The organism is Mesorhizobium sp. P3_A9 (genome assembly GCF_056402975.1).
Window position 1 is genome coordinate 30,580 of sequence record NZ_JBFUGJ010000001.1, and the last position, 24,928, is coordinate 55,507.

The following is a 24,928-nucleotide window of genomic DNA, read 5'->3' on the forward strand; positions in this document are numbered from 1 at the left end:
AGCTTCTCCTCTATTCCTCAAAAATTCTGACATCGGCGGCATCCCAGCCGAGTTCGACCTGGTCGCCCGATGACACCGGCCGGCGGTCGGCGGCATCAGCCGTGACGCGCACCAGGAACGGTTTTGGCGACAGCGGCGTGCGGACATGCAGCTGCAGGTCTAGCCCGTGGTACGCCAGTGCCTCGACCGTGCCGGTGGTGCGGTTGGCGGTGTCGGCTGAAGGGAACAGCCGGATGCGTTCGGGCCGCACCGACGCGACAGCGGAAGCACCGGGCGAAAGCACTACGGGAACCTTGCCGGCAATGCGCGCACCATTCGCGGCCATCACGCCATCCGCGACGGCCTTGCCCGGGATAAAATTCATCACGCCGATGAAGTCGGCGACGAAGCGGTCGGCGGGATGTTCATAGATTGCATGCGGCGTGTCGCACTGCAGCAGCTTGCCGTCCTTCAGCACCGCCATCCGGTCGGCCATCACAAGCGATTCTTCCTGGTCGTGGGTGACGATGACGAAGGTGATGCCGACCTCGTGCTGCAGGCGCTTCAATTCGAGCTGCATGGCGCCACGCAATTTCTTGTCGAGGGCGCCGAGCGGCTCGTCGAGCAGTAGCAGGCGCGGGCGCTTGACCAGGGCGCGGGCGAGCGCAACGCGCTGCTTCTGGCCACCCGACAATTGCTCCGGCTTGCGGTCGGCGAAGGGGACAAGTTCGGTGGTCGCCAGGATGGCGTCGACGCGGGAGCGGATTTCTTTGGCCGGCAGACGCTCCATCTCCAAGCCGTAGGAGACGTTGGCGCGCACGCTCATATGCGGGAAAAGCGCATAGGACTGGAACATCAGATTGACCGGCCGCTTGTTGGGTGGGGTCCTGGCGATGTCCTTGCCATCAAGCAGGATGCGCCCGTCGTTCGGCGTCTCGAAGCCGGCCAGCATCCGCAACAGCGTGGTCTTGCCGCAGCCGGACGGGCCGAGCAGCGCAAAGAATTCATTTTCGCGAATATCGAGCGAGATGCCGTCGACGGCGGTGACCCGGCCGAAAGTCTTCGACACATGATCGATGGCCAGCAGCGTGCGTGGTTCGCTCATTGGCCGATGATCCCACGGTTAAGCCGCTGCGACAGGGTCAGCGCGGTGATCGAGACGGCCATGACGATGGTCGCCAGCGCGTTGATCTCCGGTGTGATGCCAAAGCGGATCATTGCGTAGATCTGCATCGGCAGCGTGGTCGAGGCGCGCCCGGCTCCAGCGGTGAAGAAGGCGATGATGAACTCGTCGACCGAGAGCGTGAAGGCAAGCAGCGCGCCGGCGATCACCGCCGGCAGGATCACCGGCAAGGTCACCCGCCGGAAAGTGGTCAGCGCGGAGGCGCCGAGATCGGCCGAGGCCTCGACGATCGACCAGTCGAAGCTCTTCAGTCTTGCGCGCACCACCGAGCAGACGAAGGCCAGGTTGAAGACGACATGGGCGAGGATGATGGTGTGCAGGCCCATGGTCAGGTTGAGCATGGAGAAGAACGACAGCAGGGCGATCGCCAGCACGATGTCGGGAATGATCATCGGCGCGAAGATCAGGGCTTCGAGCCCCTTGCCATACTGCCGGCGCATCTCCACGCCGATTGCCAGCAAAGTGCCAAGCAATGTGGCGATCGCGGTCGAGACCAGCGCCACGATCAGCGTGTTGAGCGCGGCGGAGAGGATCGCGGAATTGTGGGCCAGCGAGACATACCATTTCAGCGAAAAGCCCGACCATGCCGTGGGTAGTCCGCCTTCGTTGAAGGACAGTGCGACCAGAACTGCGATCGGGATGTAGAGGAAGGCAAAGACGAGACCGAGCACGAGCCAGAGCGTGCGCCGCGTGGCAGGGGAGCGCTCAGCCATCGGCGTTGCCTTTGGCCTCAGCCGCACGCCCAGCGGCCCGGTCAGCGGCAAGCGCCTGCGCCATAAGCACCAGAAGCATGATGGCGATCAGCGCCATCGCCAGGGCCGCGCCGAAGGGCCAGTCATTGGCGGTCAGGAACTGGTCGTAGACGAGATTGCCGATCATCTGGAAGCGGCCGCCGCCGAGCAGCGCTGGCGTGACGAAATTGCCGATCGACAGCACGAAGACGAACACCGCGCCGGCGGCGATGCCGGGCACGGTCAGCGGCAGGATGACACGGCGGAATGTGGTGGCGGCGGAAGCGCCGAGGTCGCGCGAGGCTTCGGCGAGTTCGGGGTTGAGGCGCGACAGCGGCGCGTAGCAGGCGAGGATGACGAAGGGCAGATAGTTGTAGACGAGGCCGGCGATGACCGCGCCCTCGGTGTAGAGCATCGACGGCGGCTCGCCGGTATAGCCGAACCAGCGTAGCAGCTGCGTGATCAGGCCCTCGCGGTTGAGCAGCACAATCCAGGCATAGGTGCGGATCAGATAGTTCGACCAGAACGGCAGCACGGCAAAAAACAGGAACACCGGCTGCCACCGGCGCGGTGCCGCCGCGATGGCATAGGCGGCGGCATAGCCGATCACCACCGCGATCAGCGTGGCGGTGCCGGCGATGCGCGCGGACTTCAGGAAAATGCCGGCGTAGAGCGGGTCGAAGACCAGCCCGAAATTCTCCAGCGTGAAGGTGTAGTCGATGCCGCCATAGATACCGCGCCGGAAGAAGGCGAGCGCCAGCACCAGCGCACACGGCACCACCATGAGCGCGGTCAGCCAGACCAGCGCCGGGGCCATTAAGAGGGAGGAGCGGGAGGTTCGCGTCACGCCGCTCGCCTCTCCGACCGACCGGTCATCTCATGGGCATCGAAATGGTGTCTCGGCAGATGCCCCCTCACCCGGATTGCCAACCGAATTGCGAAGGGCAATTCGGGGCAATCCGACCTCTCCCCTAGGGGAGAGGAGGTCGCCAGCGTTGATGCCAGTCTCTTCTCCCCCACGGGGAGAAGGTGGCCGCGAAGCGGCCGGATGAGGGGGCGCTGCGCCGACGATTGGCGAAAAGCCGCAAGCCGGCGAATCTCCCCCGCTAAAGGGGAGATGGCCGGCAGGCCAGAGAGGGGCACGAAGGAATGCAAGCTTGCTTCCAGTAATCGAAGTGGCAGGCCGCTTACTGCGCGGCCTTGATCTCGCTGACGATCTTCGAATAGTCGCGCTGGGCTTCGCCGACGTCGCGCAGCTGCTCGAACTTGACGAGGTCGGCCACCGGCATCGCCATGTTGGGGAATTTGGCCAGGAAGTCGGCCGGCAGGCTTTCCATCGCCGGCTTGTTCGGCACCTTGTAGTCGATGTTCTGTGCTGCCCAGGCGTGGTTCTTGGCGTCGAGCATGAAGTTGATGAACTTGAAGGCGTCGTCCTTGTGTTCGGATACCTTCATCACCACCATCGTGTCGACCCACAAATCCGAGCCTTCTTTCGGGATGACGTATTTGATCTCGGGTTTTTCGGCGATGCCGTAATTGCACCAGCCGTCCCAGGCCTGCACCATCAGCGCCTCGCCGGACACCAGCTTCGAATAGAAGGTGGTGTCGTCATAGGCGAGCAAGGTCTTCTTGGCTGAGATCAGCAGATCCTTGACCTCGGCCATCTTGGCCGGATCGGTCTCGTTGACGGAAAAACCCTTGTCGAGCTGGCCGGCGGCGAGCAGCCAGCGATCGGTCGCCAGCATGGTGGTCTTGCCCTTCAGCTCGTCGGAAGGCGCAAGCAGGTCGCTCCAGCTCGTCGGCGCTACTTTCACCAGATCCGAGCGATAGCAGAGGCCGGTCGTGCCCCAGGTGTAGGGCACGGAGAAGGCGTTGCCGACATCGTGCGGCAGCTTGGTCGCTTCGGGGTAGAGGTTGGCGAGGTTGGGGATCTTGGCGTGATCCACCGGCTCGGTCAGGCCGAGCTTGTTCAGCACCTCGGCGAAGGGCGAGGAGACGAAGACCACGTCATAGCCCTTGCCGCCGGCGGCAATCAGCTTGCCCATGATCTCCTCATTGGTGGCGTGCACCACCACTTCGCCGGAGACGCCGGTCGCGGTCTTGAACGCGGCCATGGCATCGGGCGCCATGTAGCCGTCCCAGTTGGAGATGACGAGGTCGGCAGCGGTTGCGGGCGCCGATAGCGCCAGGGCAAGGCCGAGAGCGATTGAAGATACCTTGAGCGCACGGCGCCGCGGGCTGGTAGCGGTCATGGCAGACTCCCATTCCGGTTGATCGTCGAATTCTGTCTTTGGACCCGGCGCGACCCATGCCGCTGCTCTGATCCCGTTCCCTCGGTCTTTTTGTTGCCGATTGCAATGACAGTACTATTGCAGAAAAAAGTACGTCAATCCATAATTTGTCAACTGACCGAGGAATCTGGCCGATTGCGCTTGTGCCGGCGATCGGCCAAACCAATAAGGCTCCATCCATCCGCTGAGACCAGTCATGCAAGCCGCAGCCCGACGACCTCGCACCAACCATCTCGATCTGGCGCAGCGCATCCTGGATGTGGCGCGACAGCGCGGTTTCGAGCCCGGCACGCGTCTCCCGGAGCAGCAGATCGCCTCGCTGTGCAATGTCTCGCGCACGCCAGTGCGGGCCGCACTCAGCCTGCTGGCGGAACGGGGCGTCGTGCGCTGGGAGGCCGATACCGGCTATCATCTGGCGGTCGACCTTACCGCGCAGTCGGCCCTATCAGCCGAATTGCCCGCCAAGGAGGAAGACGAGCTCGCCGAAGCGATCCTGCGCGACCGGTCGGCACGGCGATTGGACCAGACGGTGACCGCCGCGGGATTGATGCGGCGGTACAGTGCCGAGAGAAAGACGGTACTAAAAGCGCTTAATAAACTGACGGAAGAGAATCTTCTGGACCGCGCGCCGGGCCAGTCCTGGCTTTTCCGCCGCACGCCGGACGATCCGGAAGCGCAAGGCGAAAGCTACGAGTTCCGTCTGCTCCTGGAACCCGCCGCGGTCCTGACGCCTGGCTTTCGGCTGGACGGCGCACGCGCGGCGGCGTTGCGGCAAGGCATGGACGCGCTGTCGGCGCTGCCGGATGCTGCGTTCGACACGCGCGAATTCCAGCGGCTGGACATGGATTTTCACGGCATGATCGCCGAGGGTTCCGCCAACCGTTTCGTCACTGACGCGCTGGCCGATCATCTCAGGCTGCGCCGGCTGCCCGGCATCTATGCCGGCGTCAACGTCTTCCGGCTGCGGCAATCGCTGCTGGAACACCTGAACATACTCGACCATCTCGAAAGCCGGCAGTATGAGGTGGCTGCCGATCTGCTTCGCATTCATCTGCGGCTCTCCCGCAACCAGCGACCGCAAGCGGCCAGCCGCGGCGCCCCCGCGCTGTTCGGCATGATCAGCCGGCCGGAATGACGAGGATTAATTGACGCGTAAAGCCAGCCCGACCATCGCGCTGTTTCCCGAAGCAAGCTTCGGCGCCGCTTTGAATTGCGTCGGTATCGCGCAGGCGTTGCGTGCGAAGGGGGCGCGGCCCGTCTTCATCTGCCATGCCGGCTTCTCCGGTGTCTTTGCCGACTATGGTTTCCAGGAATACCAGCTGCCGACCGACGAGCCGCTGAGCGACAGCGAGCGCCAGAGTTATTGGCAGGCCTTCGTGCGCCGGCATCTGCCGCATTTCCGGCTGAGCCCGATCGACCAGCTGGAGACCTATGTCGCGCCGACCTGGCAGGCGATCGTCGACACGGCGGTCAATGCCGAGGCGCCTTTGCGCCAATTGCTGGCGCGGCTGAAGCCCGACGCGGCGGTGCTCGACAACGTCATCATGTTCCCGGCGATCGCCGCCGCCGGCTGCCCGTGGGTGCGTGTCGTCTCCTGCGCCGAGACGGAATTGCCCGATGCTGAAGTGCCGCCCTATCTCTCAGGAATGGGTGCGGATGACCCGCGACGCGCGGCATTCGAGGCGCGTTATCTCTCGGCCTCGGCGCCGGCGCATGACCGTTTCAACCGTTTTCGCGTCGATGCCGGACTGGCGCCACTGCCCAAGGGCCTGTTCCTGGAAAGCTCGCCCGACCTCAATCTGCTGCTGACGCCGGCGATCGTGCGGCGCGAACGGGCCGAGCCGCTTGATCCGCAGCGCTTCGTCTATCTTGAAGGCTGCGTGCGCTCGGAAGGGCCGTTCGAGGTGCCGGTGTTTCCGCGCAATGGCGGACCGCTGGTCTATGTCGCCTTCGGCAGCCTTGGCGCCATGGATGTCGGGTTGATCGAGCGCATGCTTGCCGTTTTCGACAGGCTGCCGGCGCGCTTCATCGTCAATGTCGGCGGCCTGCGCGATGCCTATCGGGCGGTTCCGGACAATGTCTATCTCGACGCCTGGTTTCCACAGCCCTCGGTGGTGGCGAAGTCCGATCTGTTCATCCACCACGGCGGCAACAACAGTTTTTGCGAGGCGCTGCGTTTCGGCGTGCCGTCGCTGATCATGCCCTATTGCTGGGACGGACACGACAATGCGCGCCGCGCCGAAGAGACCGGCACCGGCGACCATATCGGCCGTGACGGCTGGACCGAAGGAGTATTGGAGAGAGCCATTCTCGGCCTGCTGGCCGATGACGCCATGCGCGCCCGCCTCAAGGACAATGCAGCCCATATGGCGCTGAAACCCGGAACGGAAATGGCCGCGCAAGCCATACTCTCTCTGATACGGATTTGAACGAAATGCCTGACAAAAACACGAATACCACTGCGATCTCCAACGACCCCAAGGCCTGGCTGGCACAGCACGGAATCAACGAGGTCGAATGCCTGGTGCCCGACATGAACGGCGTGCTGCGCGGCAAGGCGCTGCCGACGGCCAAATTTCTCAAGGCGCTGGAAGACCGCGCGCTCTATCTGCCGAGCAGCGCCTTCCTGGTCAGCATCGATGGCCGTTATTCCGGCTCGATCGACGAGGGTTTTGCCTATTCGGACCCGGATATGCGCATGGTGCCTGATGTCTCGACGCTGTGCCTGGCCCCTGGTGCGGGCGCTGGCAAGGCCTATGTTTTCGCCGACGCCTTCCACATGGACGGCAGGCCATGGATGGCCTCGCCGCGCCATGTGCTGCGCGCCGTGCTCGATCTCTACGGCAAACGCGGCTGGCGGGCGGTGGTGGCGCCGGAGCTCGAATTCTATCTCACCGCGCCAAACCCCGATCCGGACAGGCAGCTGACCGCGCCGGTCGGCGCCAACGGCCGTGCCGAGGGCGTGCAGCATCCCTATGACATGGCGGCGCTGGAAGAATTCGAGCCGGTCATCCGCCGCGTCTATGACTATGCCGCGGCCGCCGGGCTGCCGCTCGACACGCTGATCCATGAATCGGGCACGGGGCAGTTGGAGATCAATCTCCTGCATGGCGACGCGCTGCCGCTGGCCGACCAGGTGCTGCTGTTCAAGCGGCTGACGCGCCAAGCAGCGCAGCAATGCGGCATGCACGCCACCTTCATGGCCAAGCCGATCGCCGCCCAGGCAGGCAGCTCGATGCATCTGCACATGTCTGTCGTCGATGGGGCGGGCAATGCGCTGTTTGCCAGCAATGACGATGCCGACACCGAGATGTTCGGTCATTTCATCGGCGGCCTGCAGAAATATGTGCCCGAGATCATGCCGCTGTTTGCACCGAACGTGAATTCGTTCCGCCGCATAAGGCCGAACCACAGCGCGCCGGCCAACATCGAGTGGTCGCATGACAACCGCTCCTGCGGGCTGCGCGTGCCTGCCGGAGGCCGCGCCGCGCGGCGGGTGGAGAACCGCCTGCCGGGCGCCGATTCCAATCCCTATCTGGCGATCGCCGGTTCGCTGCTTGCCGGCTATCTCGGCGTCGAGCAGAAACTGGCGCGCTCGGCCGAGGCTTCGGGCAACGCCTACAAGATCAAGAGCACGCTGCCGAAAACCATGGAGGAGGCGCTCGATCGGTTCACGGCCTGCGACCCGGTGCGCAAACTGCTCGGCGAGGATTTCTTCCAGACCTATCTGCGCGTCAAGAGCGTCGAGCTCGACCTGTTCCAGAGCGTGGTGACGAGCTGGGAACGCGACCACCTGCTGTTGAAGGTGTGATCATGGCATCTTCAACGGGTTTCAATTCCGGTCTCGATATCGGCAAATCCTACTATGTCGCCACCGCCAATCCGGCGCCGGACCATCCGGCGCTTCTCGGCGATGTCGAGGCCGACCTGGTGGTCGTCGGCGGCGGCTGCACCGGCCTGTCCGCCGCCCTTCACGCCGCCGAGCGTGGCCTGACGGTGGTGCTGCTCGAAGGCGGCAAGATCGGCTGGGGCGCATCGGGCCGCAATGGCGGCCAGATGATCCCCGGCCTGCGCAAGGGCGCCAAGGGCCTGGTCAAGCTTTACGGGCCGGAGCGGGCGAAGGTGCTGTTCGACCTTGCCTTCGAAGCGCGCGGCCTGGTGCTCGACATCATCGAGCGTCACGCCATCGACTGCGATCTCAGGCAAACCGGCCATCTGGTCGGCGCTGTCAACGGCTCCGATCTCAGGGATTTGGAAGAAGAGGCCAAATGCCTCGAAAGCGTGATGAAGTTCCGCGATGTCGAGATCCTGTCGGCGGCGGACGCCCGCGCCAAGGTCGACACGCCCTATCATGGCGCGATGTATGAGCCGCTTGGCGGCCACATGCATCCGCTGAACTACACGCTCGGCCTTGCCCGCGCGGCAGTGGCCGCCGGCGTCGTCATCCACGAGAATTCCGTGGCGGTGAAGCTGGAGCGCGAGCCTTCGATCCGGGTCTCGACAGCAAAGGGTTCGGTCCGGGCCAAGCATGTCGTGCTGGCGGGTGATGCGTTGCTGCATGGGCTTGAGCCGCGCGTCAACAGCCGCATCATGCCGGTCGGCAACTACATCGTTGCCACCGAGCCGCTAGAGGGCAAGCGCAACGTCATCCCGGCCAATGTCGCGGTGTCGGACACACGCTTCGTCGTCAACTATTACCGCATGTCGGCGGATGGGCGGCTGCTGTTCGGCGGCGGCGAGCGCTACACGCCATCGCCGCCGGCCGACATTGCCGGCTTCGTGCGGCCGCACATGGAAGCGACGTTTCCGCAGCTTAAGGGCTGCCGCATCGATCACGCCTGGGGCGGGCTGGTGTCGGTGACGACCTCGCGGCTGCCGCATGTCGGGCACTATGGCGAGGTCTATTTCGCGCATGGCTATTCCGGCAAGGGCGTCATCCTGTCGACGCTGTCGGGTAAGCTGCTGGCGGAAGCGATCACCGGCGATGCTTCACGGTTAGACCTGTTCTCGACGCTGACGCCGATGCCGTTCCCCGGCGGCACGGCGCTGCGTGGGCCGCTCTATGTGCTGGGCATGCTTTGGTATGCGATGCGAGATCGGATCAAGCATTGACGATGGCCTAAACAACGAAGAAATCCTCGATGCGCTGCCTGGCCTCAAGCAGCGCGGGCAGGATCTCCCGCTCCATCTCCGCGACCGAAAATCGCGCCGACTGGGTCGAGACGTTGATGGCCGCGACCGTGCTTCCTGAGCGGTCGCGGATCGGCACGGCGATGGAGCGCAGGCCGAGTTCGAGCTCTTCGTCGACGATGGCAAAGCCATCGGCCTTCGCCTTACCGATGGCGCCGGCCAGCAGCTTGACGTCGGTGATCGTCTTCGGCGTCCGACTCTCGATGGCCGCATGGTGCAGAAATCTGTCGAGTTCCTCTGGCGTCAGGCCAGTGAGCAGCATGCGCCCCATCGAGGTGCAATAGGCGGGCAGCCTGGTGCCGACATCGAGCGACACGCTGAGGATGCGGCGGCCGGGAATGCGGGCGACATAGACGACATCCTGGCCCGACAGGATGGCCGCCGAACAGGCCTCGTTCAACTGCGTTGCCACAGCACGCATGATCGGCGCGGCGAAGCTCCACAGCGAACCGCCACCGAGCCAGGTGCGGGCAACGGTCAGCAGGCGCGGCGACAGCGAGAACACGCGGCCGTCCTGAGTGGCATAGCCGGTGGCGACAAGCGTCAGCAGGAAGCGACGGGCGCCGGCGCGGGTCAGGCCGGCCTCCTCGGCCATTTCGGTCAGAGTCATGCCGGTGGGATGCCGGGCCAGGATCTCCATCACGGCAAGGCCGCGCTCGAGCGAGCCGACGTGGTCACGGGAAGCGGCTTCTTCGTCCATCGAACCTCGCAGAAATGGCATCGTCGTCAGGATTGACTTCGCGACCTCTCTCAGCGTAGAAAGTTCGCATACAAAACATAAGTTCGCAATACGAACTTTTGGACTGGGAGCCGATACAATGGTCAAGTTCCTGCCGCTAAAACAGGCCGTGGCCGAGAATTTGAACAATGGCGATACCGTCGCCTTCGAGGGCTTCACCCATCTGATCCCGACGGCCGCCGCACACGAGGCGATCCGCCAGGGATTTCGCGACCTGACCCTGATCCGCATGACGCCGGACCTGATCTACGATCAGATGATCGGCATGGGCATGGCGAAGAAAATCGTCTTCTCCTATGTCGGCAATCCTGGCGTCGGCCTGCTGCGGCGCGCCCGCGACGCCATCGAAAACGGCTTTCCCCGGTCGATTGAGGTCGAGGAGCACAGCCACGCCGGCATGGCCAACGCCTATGAAGCGGGTGCGTCGGGCCTGCCTTTCGCGGTGTTTCGCGGCTATCGCGGTGCCGGCCTTGCGGCGGTCAATCCGAAGATCAAGTCGGTCACCTGTCCGTTCACTGGCGAGGTGCTGGCCGCCGTTCCCTCGATCCGGCCTGACGTCAGCTTCATCCATGCGCAGAAGGCCGATAAGAAAGGCAATGTGCTGGTCGAAGGCATCATCGGCATCCAGAAGGAAGCAGTGCTGGCGGCCAAACGTGCCGTGGTGACGGTCGAGGAAGTGGTCGACAATTTCGACGATCTGCATCCCAACCTGACCGTGCTGCCGCGCTGGACCATCGCGGCGATATCCGTCGTGCCCGGCGGCTCGCACCCGTCCTATGCTCACGGCTATTATGCGCGCGACAATGCCGCCTACCTTGAATGGGACGACATCGCCGCCGACCGCGAAAAATTCCAGGCCTGGATGCAGGCGAATGTCATAGAAAAGAGCGCCGACGATTTCGCTGGCCGGGTCGAGCATCTGAGGAAAGTGGCATGAGCGACAATCAGCTGGATTTTACCCCCAACGAGATGATGACCATCGCCGCCAGCCGGGCGCTCAGGAATGATGATGTCTGCTTCGTCGGCATCGGCGCGCCGTCTGCCGCCTGCAATGTGGCGCGGCTGACGCATGCGCCTGACATCACATTGATCTATGAAAGCGGCACGATCGGCACAGCACCTGACGTGCTGCCTTTGTCGATCGGCGATGGCGAATTGTGCGAGACCGCGGTCACCACCGTCGCGGTGCCGGAAATGTTCCGCTACTGGCTGCAGGGCGGCCGCATCTCGATCGGCTTCCTCGGTGCGGCCCAACTCGACAAGTTCGGCAACATCAACACCACCGTCATCGGCGACTATCTCCATCCGAAGACCAGGCTGCCCGGTGGCGGCGGCGCGCCGGAGATCGCGACCTCGTCGAGGGAGATCTACATCACCATGGCGCAGACCAAGCGCGGCATGGTCGAGAAGATCGACTTCTTCACCTCCTTCGGCCATGGCGAGGGCGGCGATCATCGAAGGCGCCTGGGCATCGACACCGCCGGCCCGACCTTGCTGATCACCGATCTTGCCATCTGGAAGCCTGATCCGGTGAGTAAGGAATTCACCGTCGTGTCGCTGCATCCTGGTGTTACCCGCCAGCAGGTGCAGGAAACTTGTGGCTGGGTGGTTAAGTTCGCTGAGGCGCTTGACGAAACACCGGCGCCAAGCGAACTCGAACTCAAGACATTGCGCGACCTGCAGGCCCGCACCAAGGCGGCGCATGAAGGAACGGGAAAAGCAAAGGCTGCATGACATGGCCGAGGCCTACATCTGCGACTACATCCGCACGCCGATCGGCCGCTTCGGCGGCTCGCTCTCCTCGGTACGTGCCGACGACCTCGGCGCCATCCCGCTGAAGGCGCTGGCCGAGCGCAATTCAGGCATCGACTGGCAGGCGGTGGATGACGTTGTCTATGGCTGTGCCAACCAGGCCGGCGAGGACAACCGCAACGTGGCGCGCATGGCGCTGCTGCTGGCCGGACTGCCGGAGGAAATCCCGGGCTCGACCGTCAATCGCCTGTGCGGCTCCGGCATGGACGCGCTGACCATCGCCGCCAGGGCCATCAAATCAGGTGAGGCGGAACTGATGATCGCCGGCGGCGTCGAGTCGATGAGCCGCGCGCCGTTCGTCATGCCCAAGGCCGACACGGCGTTTTCGCGCAATGCCGAGATTTACGACACCACCATCGGCTGGCGCTTCGTCAACCCGCTGATGAAGAAGCAGTATGGCGTCGATTCGATGCCCGAGACCGGCGAGAACGTCGCCGAGGATTTTGCCGTGTCGCGCGCCGATCAGGACGCCTTTGCCGTGCGCAGCCAGGACAAGGCGATCGCCGCACAAGCCAATGGCAGGCTGGCCAAGGAGATCACCCCGGTGACGATCCCGCAGCGCAAGGGCGATGCGGTTGTTGTCAGCAAAGATGAACATCCCCGCGCCGGCACCACGGTCGAGGCGTTGGCCAAATTGCCGACGCCGTTCCGGCAGGGCGGTACGGTGACCGCCGGCAATGCGTCCGGCGTCAATGACGGGGCGGCGGCGCTGATCGTTGCCTCTGAGGCAGCCGCGAAGAAATATGGCCTGACACCGATCGCCCGCATCCTTGGCGGTGCCGCCGCCGGCGTTGCGCCGCGCATCATGGGCATCGGCCCGGCGCCGGCGACCGAGAGGCTGTGCGCGCGGCTTGGCCTGACGCCACAACAGTTCGATGTCATCGAGCTCAACGAAGCCTTTGCCTCGCAAGGCATCGCAGTGCTGCGCCAGCTCGGCATTGCCGAGGACGCCGAGCACGTCAACCCCAACGGCGGCGCCATCGCGCTCGGCCATCCCCTGGGCATGTCGGGCGCCCGCATCTCCGGCACGGCGGCGCTGGAGCTGCGTGAACGCGGCGGCCGCTATGCGCTGGCCACCATGTGCATCGGCGTTGGCCAGGGCATCGCCATCGCGCTAGAACGGGTGTGACCATCGGCCTTTGCCAAATTTGACCACGTGGACAAAAGTCCGGCGTCGTTCCATAGTTCCCCGTCTGACATTTCTAGGAACAGCCGGCTCGACACGGCTGTCGAACAGAGGGGAATGCAATGGAAAACCGGAAGAACAAATTCCAGATAAAACGCGAAGGGATTTCGCGGCGCAACGTGCTGGAGCTCGGCGCGCTTGGCCTGGCCGCGGCGATGCTGCCGGGCGCGGCCTTTGGCAAGGACAAGAAGCTGAAGGTGGCGGCGATCTTCGCCACGCCGATCGAGGAGCCATGGGACAACCAGATCCATGTCGCCCTGCAGAAGGCGCAGAAGGAACTCGGCATCGACTACAAATGGTCTGAGAAGGTGCAGACCGCCGATTTCAGCCGCGTCATGCGCGAATATGCACAAGGCGGCTACCAGCTGGTGCTGGGCGACGCCTTTGCCGCCGAGCGTGAATCGCGCCGCACGGCCAAGCAGTTCCCGAAGACCGCCTGGCTGTTCGGCTCGGGTGCTGGTCCCGCAGAACCCAATTTCGGCGTCTTCGACAACTGGATCCACGAGCCCGCCTATCTCTCCGGCATGATCGCCGGCAAGATGTCGAAATCGGGCACGGTCGGCGCCGTGGCGGCGATGGGCATTCCGGAAGTGAACCGGCTGGTCAACGCTTTCTTCGCCGGCGCCAAGGAGGTCAATCCGAACATCAAGAAGAAGGTCGCCTTCATCGGTTCCTTCTTCGATCCGCCCAAGGCCAAGGAAGCGGCGGTGGCGCAGATCGATGCCGGTGTCGACGTCATCTATGCCGAGCGCTTCGGCGTCATCGAGGCGGCGGTCGAAAAGAAGATCTATGCCATCTCCAACATGTCCGACCAGTCGAGCCTCGGCCCCGACACGGTCATCACCGGCCCGGTCTGGGACATGTATCCGACGGTCGAGCAAGCGATCAAGCTGGTCAAGGCCGGCGTCTTCACCGCGCAGGACTACGGCGATTTCTCGCGCATGGCCAAGGGCGGTTCTTTCCTGGCGCCCTACCACAAGTTCGACAAGACGCTGCCGGCGGATGTCAAGGATCTGGTCGAGAAGAAGAAGGCCGAGATCCTGGAAGGCAATTTCCGCGTCGACGTTGATGAGAACACGCCGGTTTCGGATTGATGCTTGATTTGAGGGTTGGTGCGAGGCACCCCCCTCTGTCCTGCCGGACATCTCCCCCGCAAGGGGGGAGATTGGCAGCTTCGTCTATGGCACTTTTCTTCCGACGTTGGTGATTGGCGAAAGCAGGATAGACAGCCGATCTCTCCCCTTGCGGGGGAGATGCCCGGCAGGGCAGAGGGGGGTGCCTCGCGCGTTCCCATAAATCAAAGCCGAATCGTAAGCCATTCTCATCAGGAGTATCCTCGGCCTTGCCCGCCCCACTCATCGAAATGCGCGGCATCACCAAGAGCTTTGGCGCTGTCAAGGCGAACGAGGCTGTCGACCTCAGCGTGGCGCCGGGTGAAATCCTCGGTCTGCTGGGTGAGAACGGTGCCGGCAAGACGACGCTGATGAACGTGCTGTTCGGCGCCTATGCGCCGGATGCCGGGGAAATCCTGATCCAGGGCAGGCCGGTGCGGATCACCAGTTCGGCCGATGCGCTGGCCGCCGGCATCGGCATGGTGCACCAGCATTTTCACCTGGCGCCACGGCTGACGGTGCTGGAAAACCTGCTCATCGGCATCCCGGGCAAATCGGGGCGGCTCGACCGTGCCGGCGGGCTGGTGCGGCTCGCCGAAATCAGCCGCCAACATGGGCTGACGCTTAATCCCGACCAGCCGGTCTCGGCGCTGTCGGTCGGCGAACAGCAGCGGCTCGAAATCGTCAAGGCGCTGTTTCGTGGCGCCAAGCTCTTGATCCTCGACGAACCTACCGCCGTGCTGGCGCCGAGCGAGGTCGACGGGTTGTTTTCGGCGTTGCGCTCGATGGCGGCACAAGGCCTCGGCATTATCTTCATCTCGCACAAGCTCAACGAGGTGCGGGCGCTGACCCATCGCTGCACGGTGCTGCGGCTTGGCCGTGTCGCCGGCCGCGTCGATGACCCCGCCAACACGACATCGGCGGAAATGGCGCAACTGATGTGCGGCCATGAGATCGTACCACCGGCGAGGGGGCCATCGACGCCGGGTGAGGCGGTGCTGACGCTCGACGGCATTTCCACCTCAAAACATTCGGGCACGGTGCTGCGCGACGTATCGCTTGCCGTTCGTGCCGGCGAAATCCTCGGCATTGCCGGCGTGTCGGGCAATGGCCAGCGGGCGCTGGCGGAGGTGATCTCCGGCGTGCGTGCGCCCGATGCCGGTCGGATGACGATCGCAGGCCAGAAGGTCACCCGGTTTTCGCCGCGCGAGGTGCAAGCGCTCGGTCTTGGCCGCATCCCGGAAGACCGCATGACGACAGGGCTGGTCACCAATCTGCCGCTCGCCGATTCCATGGTGCTGCCGCGCATCGGCACCGCCGCGTTCAGCAGCAAGGGCCTGCTCAAGCCGGACGCGATCCGCGCCTTCGCCGAAGAACAAATCAAGGCCTATGATATCAGGTGTCCCGGGCCGATGACGCGCGCAGGCGCGCTGTCCGGCGGCAATCTGCAGAAGGCGCTTCTGGCACGCGAGCTCGCATTCGACCCGAAGGTTTTGATCGTCTCGCAGCCGACGCGCGGCCTCGACATTGGAGCAGCCCGCTTCATCCATGAAAAATTCCTCGACATGCGCACCAAGGGCTGCGGCATCATTGTCATCGGCGAGGATCTGGAAGAGCTGCTGGTGCTCTGCGACCGCATCGCGGTGATGTATGAGGGCCGCATCGTCGGCACGCTCGACAGCGCCGATGCAACGATCGCGCGGCTCGGCCTGCTGATGACCGGGGCGGAGGGGCACGGCTGATGTTTCGCCTGGAAGTCCGGACGTCAACGCCCGCCTGGTTCAATCTGGCTTTGCCGCTGCTGGCGATCGCGGCGACGCTTGTGCTGTGCAGCGGCCTGATCGCGCTGGCCGGCGCCGGTGTGCTCGAATCCTATGGCGTCATGTTCACGGCTTCCCTCGGTGACAGCTACGCGATCACCGAGACACTGGTGCGCGCCGCGCCGATGATCTTCACAGGGTTGGCGGTCGCTGTCGCCTTCCGGGCAAAGTTCTGGAACATCGGCGCCGAGGGGCAGTTGCTGGCCGGTGCGGTCGCCAGTTGCTTTGTCGGTGCCATCCCGATGCCGGGGCCGCTTGCCATGCTGTTGATGGGGCTGGCAGGTGCTGCGGCTGGCGCCGCGGTCGCGCTGGTACCGGCGACGCTCAGGGTCAAATTCAAGGTCGACGATGTCGTCAGTTCGCTGCTGCTCAATTCGGTCATCTACTACGCGCTGATGGCGATTATCGAAGGGCCGTGGAAGGACAGTTTCAGCGGCTATCCGATCTCGCCGCCAATCGAGGATTCGGCCAACTTCCCGGTGCTGATCGAAGGCACGCGGCTGCATCTTGGTGTCATCGTGGCGCTGATCGCCGCACCTTTGATCTGGTTCCTCATCGCGCGCACGACGCTCGGCTTCAAGATCAGGGTCACCGGCGAGAATCCGGAAGCGGCCAGATATGGCGGCATCAACGTTGAACGCGTGCTGCTCTCGACCGCTCTATTGTCCGGTGGGCTGGCGGGTCTCGCCGGCGTCGGCGAAGTCGGCGGCGTGCATTTCCAGGTGATGAGCGACATTTCGCCGGGCTACGGTTATTCCGGCATCGTCGTCGCCATGCTGGCGCGGCTCAACCCGCTCGGCGTCGTGCCGGCGGCCATCTTCCTTGCCGCCGTGATGACCGGCGCCGAGGCGATGTCGCGCGCCACCGGTGTGCCGGCCTTCCTCAGCGACGTCATCCAGGGCACCGCGCTGCTTGCCATGCTGGTGGCGCTGCTGTTCACCGCCTATCGCGTCCGCCGCGTCGGGGCTGCCAGATGAGCGCGGTGTTCGAACAGATTTTTCAGGTCGGCTTCTTGGCCGCCATCATCCGCATCGCCACGCCCTTGGCTTTCGCGACGCTCGGCGAGATGTTCTCCGAACGGGCCGGCGTGCTCAATCTCGGCATCGAAGGCATCATGCTGCTTTGCGCCATGACCGGCTTTACCGCCACCAGCCTCAGCGGCAGCCTGTGGCTCGGCGTGCTGGTGGCGGTGCTGACCGGCATGCTGATGGGCGCGCTGCACGCGCTGTTCACGGTGGCACTGGGGTTGAGCCAGCATGTCTGCGGCATCGGCGTGACTTTGTTCTCGTCGGGCCTTGCCTATTTCCTCTACCGGCTGATCTTCGGCCAGCAATCGGTGCCGCCAAGCATCAAGGGGTTTCAGACGCTGCCGATCCCGGTTCTGTCGGACATTCCGGTGCTGGGGCCGGCGATGTTCAACCAGTTTGCTCTGGTCTACATGGCAATAATCGCCATACCGCTCGCCGCCTTCGTGCTCTACCGCACGCCCTGGGGATTGTCGGTGCGCATGGTCGGCGAGAACCCGCGCGCGGCGGACTCGGCCGGCGTCAGTGTCATTGCCACCCGCTTCCAGGCCGTCATTCTCGGCGGTGCCTTGATGGGGCTGGCCGGCGCCTTCCTGTCGATGGCGCAGTTCAACGCCTTCACCTTCGGTGTCGTCTCGGGGCGCGGCTGGGTGGCGATCGCGCTGGTGGTGTTCGGCCGCTGGGATCCGTGGCGCTCTGCGGGTGCCGCGCTGCTGTTTGCCTTTGTCGATGCGCTGCAGTTGCGCATGCAGGCGAGCGGGCTCGGGCATATCCCCTACGAAGCGTTCCTGATGCTGCCGTTCATCTTCACCATCGTCGCCATGGCTGTGATGTCGCGCAACGCGGTGGCGCCATCGGCGCTGCTCAAGCCGTTTCGCAGGGAGGAGCGGTAGCAAGGCTTGGGTTCCTCGCCCCCGCAAAGCGGGGGGAGAGGTGGCCGCGAAGCGGTCGGAGAGGGGGCTGCGACGCTGGTGAGTTTTTCTCCGATACCTGTAGAGGTCGAGCCATTCCCCCTCTTGCGGCGATGCGAACGGCCCTGCCGATCTATCGCCTAGGCGAGCGTTCCCAGCAATCTGCTACCAATCTAGCGCCAAACAGAAGAAAATTTTTCTGCCTTTGGCCTAAAAATAGCAATCGACAAAGTCTACAAGTTTTATAGATTAACGGCCGAGACGGAGGTCGATATGTCCTATATCCAGAACGCTCAGACTGACAGCAGCGGCCAGAGGCTGGCCAATGCCCAGACCTTTCGCCCGGCCTATGCCGGAGCATTCGCCTATCTCGTCTTTGCCCTTGCGTTTGTGTTCACCGGGGCAGTTGTGCTGGGCCTCATTCCTTGAGGCTTAAGACTGGCCCTGAGGCTCAGGCTGACTGGGGATAGTTACCCCATACTTTCAGGTAATCGGAGTTGAATGAACCGGATCCCGGTGCGCTTGCGCGCGACCGTGGTTCGAATTTCACCGCATCCATGATTCCAGTGATGGAGGAGATGACAATGCCGATCGAATTCACGCATGTCCCCGGCAAGACCGCCGATGCCGCCATTCCGTTTTTCTACGACTTTGCCGAGACGGCGACCAAGCTCGGGCTGATCGAGGACGGCGGCTTCCAGAAGATCGTCGTCGACGATTCGGCCGGCCTGCTGACCAATATGGATCTTGCCACCCAGGTGCTGGATCGGACTGCCTCGCTGGAGGTCGTGCTGACCCACTGGGCGGGCGTCGTCGATCCGACCGTGGCGGCCCGCCAGCTGGCATCGATGGATCGAAAGAGCGGCGGACGGCTGGCGCTCAGGATGATCAGTGAGCCATTGAATGATGACGATGCCGAGTCACGGCCGGTCGGGCACACGGTCATCTGGCAGCGCATCGATGAATATCTGGTGCTTCTGAAGCGGCTGTGGTCGAACGACCGGCCCTTCGATCATGAAGGCGCGTTCTACAGCATCAAGGGCGGCTATGTGCCGCGCAAAGGTCCGCATGGCGCCGACCTGACCATCCGCATGGGTGGACAGTCCGGAACGGCGCTGAAAGTGGCTGGCCGGCATGCCGATGTCTTCGAACTGGCGCCGGGATCGATCGATGAGGTGCGGCAGTTGATGGAGCGGGCGCGCGGTGCCGCCGCCGAACATGGCCGGGCGGGCAAGCTGCGCTTCGCGCTGCCGGTGCGGATTCACCGGGGCGCTGCCGCCTCGGGCCAAAAGGCGGTCGACCTGTCCGGCCCGCCGGCTCAGGTCGCGCTGTCGCTGCTTGCCTATGCTGGGCTCGGAATCGACGAATTCATGATTGTCGGCGTCGACGCACCACGCGAGATCGCCACGGTCGGCCGGGAAACCATCGCCCTGCTGCGCAACTCGCTGGCGCGCCGCGAACATGATGCCTTCCAGCCGGGGGCCTATGCGCCTCACGCCGGGCTGGAGACGCGGGCGACGGGCTGAAGCCCGATCAATCGTCTGCGTGACGCCTGTCGCCAAGCCGCGACAGGCCGTCGATGACGGCGGCGGAATCGGTCAACGCGCCGAAGACGCCGTCCTCGACCGTCACCATGTGAAGCGCCGCCTCGTGGGCTTGTCTGTCGCCGCTGGCGCAGGCATCCGAGATCGTCAGGCACTGGAAATTGCGATCGCAGGCCTCGCGCAGCGTGGTGTGGACGCAGACGTCGGTGGTGCATCCGGAAAACATCAGATGCGTGATGCCTTGCGCGCGCAGCACAAGCTCGAAATCCGTATAGGTGAAGGCGCTGTTGCAGGTCTTGTCGACGATTATGTCATCAGCCGCGACGTCGATCTCTGGAACGATCTGGAATCCGGCGCCCGAGCGCAGCAGGATGTCGGTGCCGTCGAGACCGGAGCGCTTGCGGCGCCATTTTTCGTAGGGCGTCATGTCGGCCATGTCGGCGCGATAACCCTGCCTGGTGTGGATGACCCTCACGCCGGCTTTGCGCGCGGCTGATATCAGCCGGTTCACGGTGGGCAGGATCGCCCGCAGCGGCGAGGGGTCGTATCCCTGTTTGGCGAAATAGCCTGTCGTCGACAGGAAATCCTGCTGCAGGTCGATGACGACAAGTGCGGTGTTTTCAGCCACCAGCCTGCCGTCATAGGGGAAGTCGAAGGGTGTTGCCTTGATCATCGATGGCTCCCTGTTTCGACCAACCATAATCGTTCAATGCGCCGACACCAGATGCTGGGCGTCATGCAGCCGCCGATAGACGCCGTCGGCATGGATCAGCTCCTGGTGCGAGCCCTGCTCGACGATGCCCGATTCCGAGACGACGACGATGCGGTCAGCACCTCGGATCGTCGCCAGCCGGTGCGCGATGACCAGCGTGGTCCGGCCTTCGGCGAGCTCGGCCAGCGCCCTCTGGATCTCGCGCTCGGTCTGCGTGTCGAGCGCCGAAGTCGCCTCGTCGAGGATCAGGATCGGCGGGTTCTTCAGGAACATGCGGGCGATCGCCAGCCGCTGTTTCTGGCCGCCCGACAGCTTGACGCCGCGCTCGCCGATGATCGTGTCATAGCCGGCCGGCAGGCCCGCTATCATGCCGTCGAGCTGCGCCCGCCGCGCGGCATCGGCGATCGCCTCATCGGAGGCGCCGAGCCGGCCATAGGCGATGTTTTCGCGAACCGAACCGCCGAACAGGAACACGTCCTGCTGGACGATACCGATCTGGCCACGCAGCGAGGCGAGCGTCATGTCCCTGATGTCGATGCCATCGATGCTGATCTGGCCGGTGCTGACCTCGTAGAAACGCGGCAACAGCGAGCAGATGGTGGTCTTGCCGGCGCCGGATGGGCCGACGAAGGCGATGGTCTCGCCGGCCTGGATCGTCAGGTCGACTTGTCTCAACACCGGCTTGCCGTCGCCATAGCCGAAGCTGACATTGCGGTATTCGATGTCGCCCTTGAGGCCATTGACGGCGACGGCGTTGGGTCGGTCGGCGATGTCCGGTTCAGTGTCGAGCAGTTCGGTGTAGCGGCGGAAGCCGGCAATGCCCTTGGGATAGGTCTCGATCACCGAATTGATCTTCTCGATCGGCCGCACGAAGACACCGACCAGCAGCAGGAAGCCGACAAAGCCGCCATTGCTCAACCCTCCGGTGATAACGAGATAGCTGCCGGCGATCATCACCACGAGCTGGATCAGCCGGATTCCCATATAGTTCAGCGAGTTCGAGGCCGACATGATGCGGTAGGCGTCGAGCTTGGTCTGGCGGTAGCGCTGGTTGTCATGCGCGAACAAAGCGCGCTCATGCTCCTCATTGGCGAAGGCCTGGACGACGCGCATGCCGCCGACATTCTCCTCGATGCGGACGTTGAAATCGCCGACGCGCCCATAAAGCGCCTGCCAGTTGCGCTCCATGCGGTCGCCATAGCGCATGGTCACCCAGGCGATCACAGGCACGATCACCACCGTGATCAGCGCCAGATGCATGTTGACCGTGAACATCAGCACGAAAGCGCCGGCGAAGGTCATGATGGCGATGAACAGGTCTTCCGGGCCGTGATGGGCGATCTCGCCGATCTCCTCGAGGTCCTTGGTGACGCGGCCGACGAGATGGCCGGTCTTGTGGTTGTCGTAGAAGCGGAACGACAGTTTCTGCAGATGGTCGAAACTCTTGCGCCGCATCTCGGTCTCGATGTTGATGCCGAGCATGTGACCCCAATAGGTGACGACAGCCATCAGCGCGGTGTTGACCAGATAGATCAGCAGCAGGCCGACCGAGGCGATGACGATCAGCGTCCAGTCCTGCTGCGGCAGGAGCTGGTCGACGAAGGTGCGCACCGCCATCGGAAAGCCGAGTTCGAGCAGGCCGGCCAGCACGGCGCAGGAGAAGTCGAGCGCGAACAGGCCCTTCCAGGGCGCGTAATAGGACAGGAAACGTCTGATCATCGAGGGGAACCGCAGGCTGTCTTGAGGGCTGTACCAGCCGTCATCGCTGGGCGCTGCTTACAGGCGGGAGCGCGTGGGCGGCAATATGCCAGCACGAACTTCATTGCCTGCCTTTCCACATCAGCGCCATGAAATAGGGACCGCCGACAAAGGCGGCGATGAGGCCTGCCGGCACCTGCCAGGGGAAGATCAGCGTGCGGCCGGCCCAGTCGGCGGCGACCAGGATCAATCCGCCTGCTATTGCCGAGGCCAGCAACTGCGGTACGGCGCGGCGAAAGCCGATCATGCGGGCAAGATGCGGCGCCATCAGGCCAACGAAGCTCAGCGGCCCGATGACCAATGTCGCGGTCGCGGTGGCAAGCGCGGTGAGCGCGAGCAGAATGGCGCGAACCCGCCCGAGTTGCAGGCCAAGGCCCCGAGCGGTGGTCTCGCCTAGGGGCATGATGTCGAGCCAGCGCGCCGTCAGCGGCGCCAGCGCCAGGACGATGACCGTGACCGTCGCGGCGGTGATGGCATCGGCTGATGTCGCGCGATAGGTCGATCCCGACAACCAGGCGAGCAGGAAATCCATGCGCGGATCGCCGCTGGCCAGAAGCAGTGCGGCGAAGGCCGAGGCGATCGTCGCCACGGCGACGCCGGCCAGCAGCAGCCGCTGCGGCGACAAGGCATTGCGCTGCCCGACCAGCACGACGATCGCCAGCGCCAACAGGGCGCCGGCGAGTGCGGCGCCGAGCATCGCTTTGCGATCAAAGCTGTGGCTCAAGAACAGCAGCGCCAGCACACCAAACGAGGCGCCGCCGGATATGCCGAGCACTTCGGGGGCGGCCATCGGGTTGCCGGTCATGCGCTGCATCAGCGTGCCGGCGACGGCAAGCAGGACGCCCGCCGACAGGGCGACGGCGACGCGGGGCGCGCGCAAGGCAAGCAACTCCGTCGGATCCGCTGATGACACCCAGTGCCAGCCTCCGGCGCCGCGGCCGAAGCCGATGGCGACTACGATGGCGAGGACCAGCACCAGAAGACCTATGATCAACGGCAGTCCGTTTCTCGACAGGCGCGTCGACGACACGATATCCGCCTGCACCTCGGGCGCGCTTCGCATCCGTGGCAACAAGAACAAAAGCAGCGGCGCGCCGAGCAGGGCGGTTGCCGTGCCGGCCGGTATTTCGGCGGCGAGTGGCAGATGCTGCACCAGCCGGTCGGTGAGCCAGAGCAAGGCAACGCCAACAAGCGGCGACAAGAGCATGCGGCGGCCAAGCGTGCGGGCGCCGGCCAGCCGCGCCAGTGCCGGGGCGGCCAGCGCGACAAAACCGATGACGCCGGTCTCGGCGACGACGAGCGCGCTGAGCGCGACGGCGACCGCCATGCCGGCAAGGCGGATGATCGCCGGCCGGGCGCCAAGCGAGGCGGCGCTATCGTCACTGAGATCGAGGAGACGGAGCGGACGCCAGAGCAGAAACGCCGCGCAGATACCGGCGAGCAGCCATGGCGCCAGGCTGATGACGGCGGCATCACCATTCTGCACCAGTGAGCCGCTCTGCCAGATGAACAGCTCTTCGGTGTATTCGCGGTTGAGCGCCATCAGCAGCGCGCCGGCCGAACCGAAGGTGAGGCTGACGATGAGCCCGGCGATGATGATCGACACTGGCGAGAAGCTGCGCCCGCGTGCCAGCGCGAAAACAGCCAGCGTAGCAAGCGCACCGCCGGCCAGCGCCACGCCTTCACGACCTCCCTCCAACAGCCACGGAGCGTAAAGGGTGGCGGCCGCAAGAGCGAGGCTTGCCCCGGCATTGGTGCCGATCGTGGTCGGCTCGGCCAGCGGATTGCGCAGCACATGTTGCATGATGACGCCGGCAAGACCAAGTGCGGCGCCGGCCAGCACGCTGACGGCAAGGCGCGGCAGGAAGGCGTAGCGGTAGAGCAACTGTGCCGGATCGGATGTGTCGGGAGCATTGAGCGCGGTCCACCAGAGTTCGCGCGGCAGCAGATGCGCGAGGTCGAAACCGGTGAACAGCAGCGCCAGGGCCGCCGGTGCGATCACCAGCAGGACAAGCGCCCCGAGCCCATCCCTCGGCTGCGTCAGCGGCAAGGTGGAGGATGTCATGACGTTGCGGCCATGAAGCCGGCGAAGCGCCCGGCAGCAGTGAGGCCGCCAAACGGCCAGACCGGCGGAATGGTCCGCACCTGGCCATTCCTGACGCAAGGCAAATTGGCCCAGAGCGAGCTGCGGGCGATCCGGATTTTTATGTGCGGCGGGATCGGGTCGAGCGAGATCAGTTGTGCCTCGCCGACTGCGACGAGTTCCTCGATGCCGACCGTCGAAAACCCCCATTCATTGGTGGCGCCGGCCCAGGCATTGACGAGGCCGAGCCGGTCGAGAACGTCCTGCAGCAGGCTGCCGGCGCCATAGATGCGGACATGGCGGTCGTCGAACAGGCTGACGACGCAGAGCGGGTTTTGCGGCTTTTGTGCCAGGGAGGTGCGTGCCTCTGCGATCGAGGCGTCGATGCGCTCGACAAGGCCGTTGGCCTGCGCCCCGCGGCCGAGCAATTCGCCAAGCTGTAGCGTCACCTCTCGTGCCTGTGCGTAGGGCGCTGCCTTGCTGCTGTAGAAGGGCACGTTGAAGGTCGGCGCCAGCCTGGTGAAGCTGCTCTCGTCGAGGCCATAGCCATAGGCGCCGAGGATCAGGTCGGGGCGCAATTCCCGGAGCACTTCGAGATTGGGCTCGCTGCGCGATCCCAGGTCGATCGTGGCCTGCGGCAGCGCCGGGCCCTGTACCCAGTCGCCATAGCCGCTGATGTCGCCGACGGCGATTGGCGCCGCGCCGAGCGAGACCACCATTTCGGCTGACGTCCATTCCAGGCAGACGATGCGGGCTGGTGCAGCGGCACGCGCCATGCCGCCCTGCAGGACAAGACCGGTCGTGGCCAGTCCAGCCAGACATTGGCGCCGCGTCAGCGCCGCCATTTTGGCC

General features: G+C 64.4%; 22 protein-coding genes. 13 read left to right on the forward strand and 9 right to left on the reverse strand.

Annotation, left to right across the window (positions count from 1 at the left end):
- Nucleotides 1-10: 10 nt before the first annotated feature.
- The 4 genes from AC1DX0_RS00155 to AC1DX0_RS00170 all read right to left on the reverse strand — a co-directional run bounded on the left by AC1DX0_RS00155 (nt 11) and on the right by AC1DX0_RS00170 (nt 4,145).
- Nucleotides 11-1,084, reverse strand: coding sequence for an ABC transporter ATP-binding protein (locus AC1DX0_RS00155; RefSeq protein WP_477221544.1), 1,074 nt, complete (start codon nt 1,082-1,084; stop codon nt 11-13).
- Nucleotides 1,081-1,875, reverse strand: coding sequence for an ABC transporter permease (locus AC1DX0_RS00160; RefSeq protein ID WP_477221545.1), 795 nt, complete (start codon nt 1,873-1,875; stop codon nt 1,081-1,083). The genes AC1DX0_RS00155 and AC1DX0_RS00160 overlap by 4 nt, the downstream gene beginning before the upstream one ends.
- Nucleotides 1,868-2,710 (reverse strand): ABC transporter permease, encoded by an 843-nt coding sequence (locus tag AC1DX0_RS00165; protein WP_477221813.1) that lies wholly within the window; start codon nt 2,708-2,710, stop codon nt 1,868-1,870. The genes AC1DX0_RS00160 and AC1DX0_RS00165 overlap by 8 nt, the downstream gene beginning before the upstream one ends.
- A gap of 370 nt (nt 2,711-3,080) precedes the next feature.
- On the reverse strand, nt 3,081-4,145 hold the full coding sequence (locus AC1DX0_RS00170; RefSeq protein ID WP_477221546.1) for a polyamine ABC transporter substrate-binding protein: 1,065 nt from the start codon (nt 4,143-4,145) through the stop codon (nt 3,081-3,083).
- A gap of 235 nt (nt 4,146-4,380) precedes the next feature.
- Here AC1DX0_RS00170 and AC1DX0_RS00175 point away from each other — a divergent pair, with 235 nt between their 5' ends.
- The 4 genes from AC1DX0_RS00175 to AC1DX0_RS00190 are packed head-to-tail and all read left to right on the forward strand — an operon-like array spanning nt 4,381 to nt 9,296.
- Nucleotides 4,381-5,319: a GntR family transcriptional regulator gene (locus tag AC1DX0_RS00175; RefSeq protein WP_477221547.1), complete on the forward strand. Its 939-nt coding sequence runs from the start codon at nt 4,381-4,383 to the stop codon at nt 5,317-5,319.
- Nucleotides 5,320-5,329: 10 nt separating this feature from the next.
- Entirely contained in the window at nt 5,330-6,613 is a 1,284-nt protein-coding gene (locus AC1DX0_RS00180) for a nucleotide disphospho-sugar-binding domain-containing protein (RefSeq protein WP_477221548.1), read from the forward strand.
- Between the two features lie 5 nt (nt 6,614-6,618).
- On the forward strand, nt 6,619-7,995 hold the full coding sequence (locus AC1DX0_RS00185) for a glutamine synthetase family protein (protein WP_477221549.1): 1,377 nt from the start codon (nt 6,619-6,621) through the stop codon (nt 7,993-7,995).
- A 2-nt stretch (nt 7,996-7,997) separates the two neighbouring features.
- The gene (locus tag AC1DX0_RS00190; protein WP_477221550.1) at nt 7,998-9,296 is read left to right on the forward strand and encodes an NAD(P)/FAD-dependent oxidoreductase; all 1,299 of its coding nucleotides are present in this window, start codon (nt 7,998-8,000) and stop codon (nt 9,294-9,296) included.
- Nucleotides 9,297-9,303: 7 nt separating this feature from the next.
- On the opposite strand, the gene AC1DX0_RS00195 is transcribed toward AC1DX0_RS00190, so the two are convergent.
- Nucleotides 9,304-10,074: an IclR family transcriptional regulator gene (locus tag AC1DX0_RS00195; protein ID WP_477221551.1), complete on the reverse strand. Its 771-nt coding sequence runs from the start codon at nt 10,072-10,074 to the stop codon at nt 9,304-9,306.
- Between the two features lie 118 nt (nt 10,075-10,192).
- On the opposite strand from AC1DX0_RS00195, the gene AC1DX0_RS00200 reads away from it, so the two are divergent.
- The 9 genes from AC1DX0_RS00200 (at nt 10,193) to AC1DX0_RS00240 (ending at nt 19,505) form a co-directional block, all read left to right on the forward strand.
- Entirely contained in the window at nt 10,193-11,050 is an 858-nt protein-coding gene (locus AC1DX0_RS00200; RefSeq protein WP_477221552.1) for a CoA transferase subunit A, read from the forward strand.
- Nucleotides 11,047-11,847, forward strand: a complete 801-nt coding sequence (locus AC1DX0_RS00205; RefSeq protein ID WP_477221553.1) for a CoA-transferase subunit beta — start codon at nt 11,047-11,049, stop codon at nt 11,845-11,847. Before AC1DX0_RS00200 ends, AC1DX0_RS00205 begins: the two co-directional genes overlap by 4 nt.
- A gap of 1 nt (nt 11,848) precedes the next feature.
- Entirely contained in the window at nt 11,849-13,054 is a 1,206-nt protein-coding gene (gene pcaF / locus AC1DX0_RS00210) for a 3-oxoadipyl-CoA thiolase (RefSeq protein WP_477221814.1), read from the forward strand.
- A 119-nt stretch (nt 13,055-13,173) separates the two neighbouring features.
- On the forward strand, nt 13,174-14,205 hold the full coding sequence (locus tag AC1DX0_RS00215; protein ID WP_477221554.1) for a BMP family protein: 1,032 nt from the start codon (nt 13,174-13,176) through the stop codon (nt 14,203-14,205).
- A gap of 248 nt (nt 14,206-14,453) precedes the next feature.
- Nucleotides 14,454-15,965 carry an ABC transporter ATP-binding protein gene (locus AC1DX0_RS00220; RefSeq protein WP_477221555.1) on the forward strand — a complete coding sequence of 504 codons (1,512 nt, stop codon included), beginning with the start codon at nt 14,454-14,456 and terminating at the stop codon, nt 15,963-15,965.
- Entirely contained in the window at nt 15,965-17,020 is a 1,056-nt protein-coding gene (locus tag AC1DX0_RS00225) for an ABC transporter permease (protein ID WP_477221556.1), read from the forward strand. Before AC1DX0_RS00220 ends, AC1DX0_RS00225 begins: the two co-directional genes overlap by 1 nt.
- Nucleotides 17,017-17,961, forward strand: coding sequence for an ABC transporter permease (locus AC1DX0_RS00230; RefSeq protein WP_477221557.1), 945 nt, complete (start codon nt 17,017-17,019; stop codon nt 17,959-17,961). The genes AC1DX0_RS00225 and AC1DX0_RS00230 overlap by 4 nt, the downstream gene beginning before the upstream one ends.
- A gap of 291 nt (nt 17,962-18,252) precedes the next feature.
- Nucleotides 18,253-18,408 carry a hypothetical protein gene (locus AC1DX0_RS00235; RefSeq protein ID WP_010912229.1) on the forward strand — a complete coding sequence of 52 codons (156 nt, stop codon included), beginning with the start codon at nt 18,253-18,255 and terminating at the stop codon, nt 18,406-18,408.
- A gap of 155 nt (nt 18,409-18,563) precedes the next feature.
- Nucleotides 18,564-19,505, forward strand: coding sequence for an LLM class flavin-dependent oxidoreductase (locus AC1DX0_RS00240; protein ID WP_477221558.1), 942 nt, complete (start codon nt 18,564-18,566; stop codon nt 19,503-19,505).
- 7 nt (nt 19,506-19,512) lie between these two features.
- Here the strand turns inward: AC1DX0_RS00240 and AC1DX0_RS00245 are convergent, their stop codons facing one another.
- From AC1DX0_RS00245 to AC1DX0_RS00260, 4 genes are all read right to left on the reverse strand, one after another.
- Nucleotides 19,513-20,196: a cysteine hydrolase family protein gene (locus AC1DX0_RS00245; protein ID WP_477221559.1), complete on the reverse strand. Its 684-nt coding sequence runs from the start codon at nt 20,194-20,196 to the stop codon at nt 19,513-19,515.
- Nucleotides 20,197-20,229: 33 nt separating this feature from the next.
- Entirely contained in the window at nt 20,230-21,954 is a 1,725-nt protein-coding gene (locus tag AC1DX0_RS00250; RefSeq protein WP_477221560.1) for an ABC transporter ATP-binding protein, read from the reverse strand.
- 100 nt (nt 21,955-22,054) lie between these two features.
- Nucleotides 22,055-24,058 carry a Fe(3+)-hydroxamate ABC transporter permease FhuB gene (fhuB, locus tag AC1DX0_RS00255; RefSeq protein ID WP_477221561.1) on the reverse strand — a complete coding sequence of 668 codons (2,004 nt, stop codon included), beginning with the start codon at nt 24,056-24,058 and terminating at the stop codon, nt 22,055-22,057.
- Nucleotides 24,055-24,921, reverse strand: coding sequence for an ABC transporter substrate-binding protein (locus AC1DX0_RS00260; RefSeq protein ID WP_477221562.1), 867 nt, complete (start codon nt 24,919-24,921; stop codon nt 24,055-24,057). Before AC1DX0_RS00260 ends, fhuB begins: the two co-directional genes overlap by 4 nt.
- Nucleotides 24,922-24,928 lie beyond the last annotated feature (7 nt).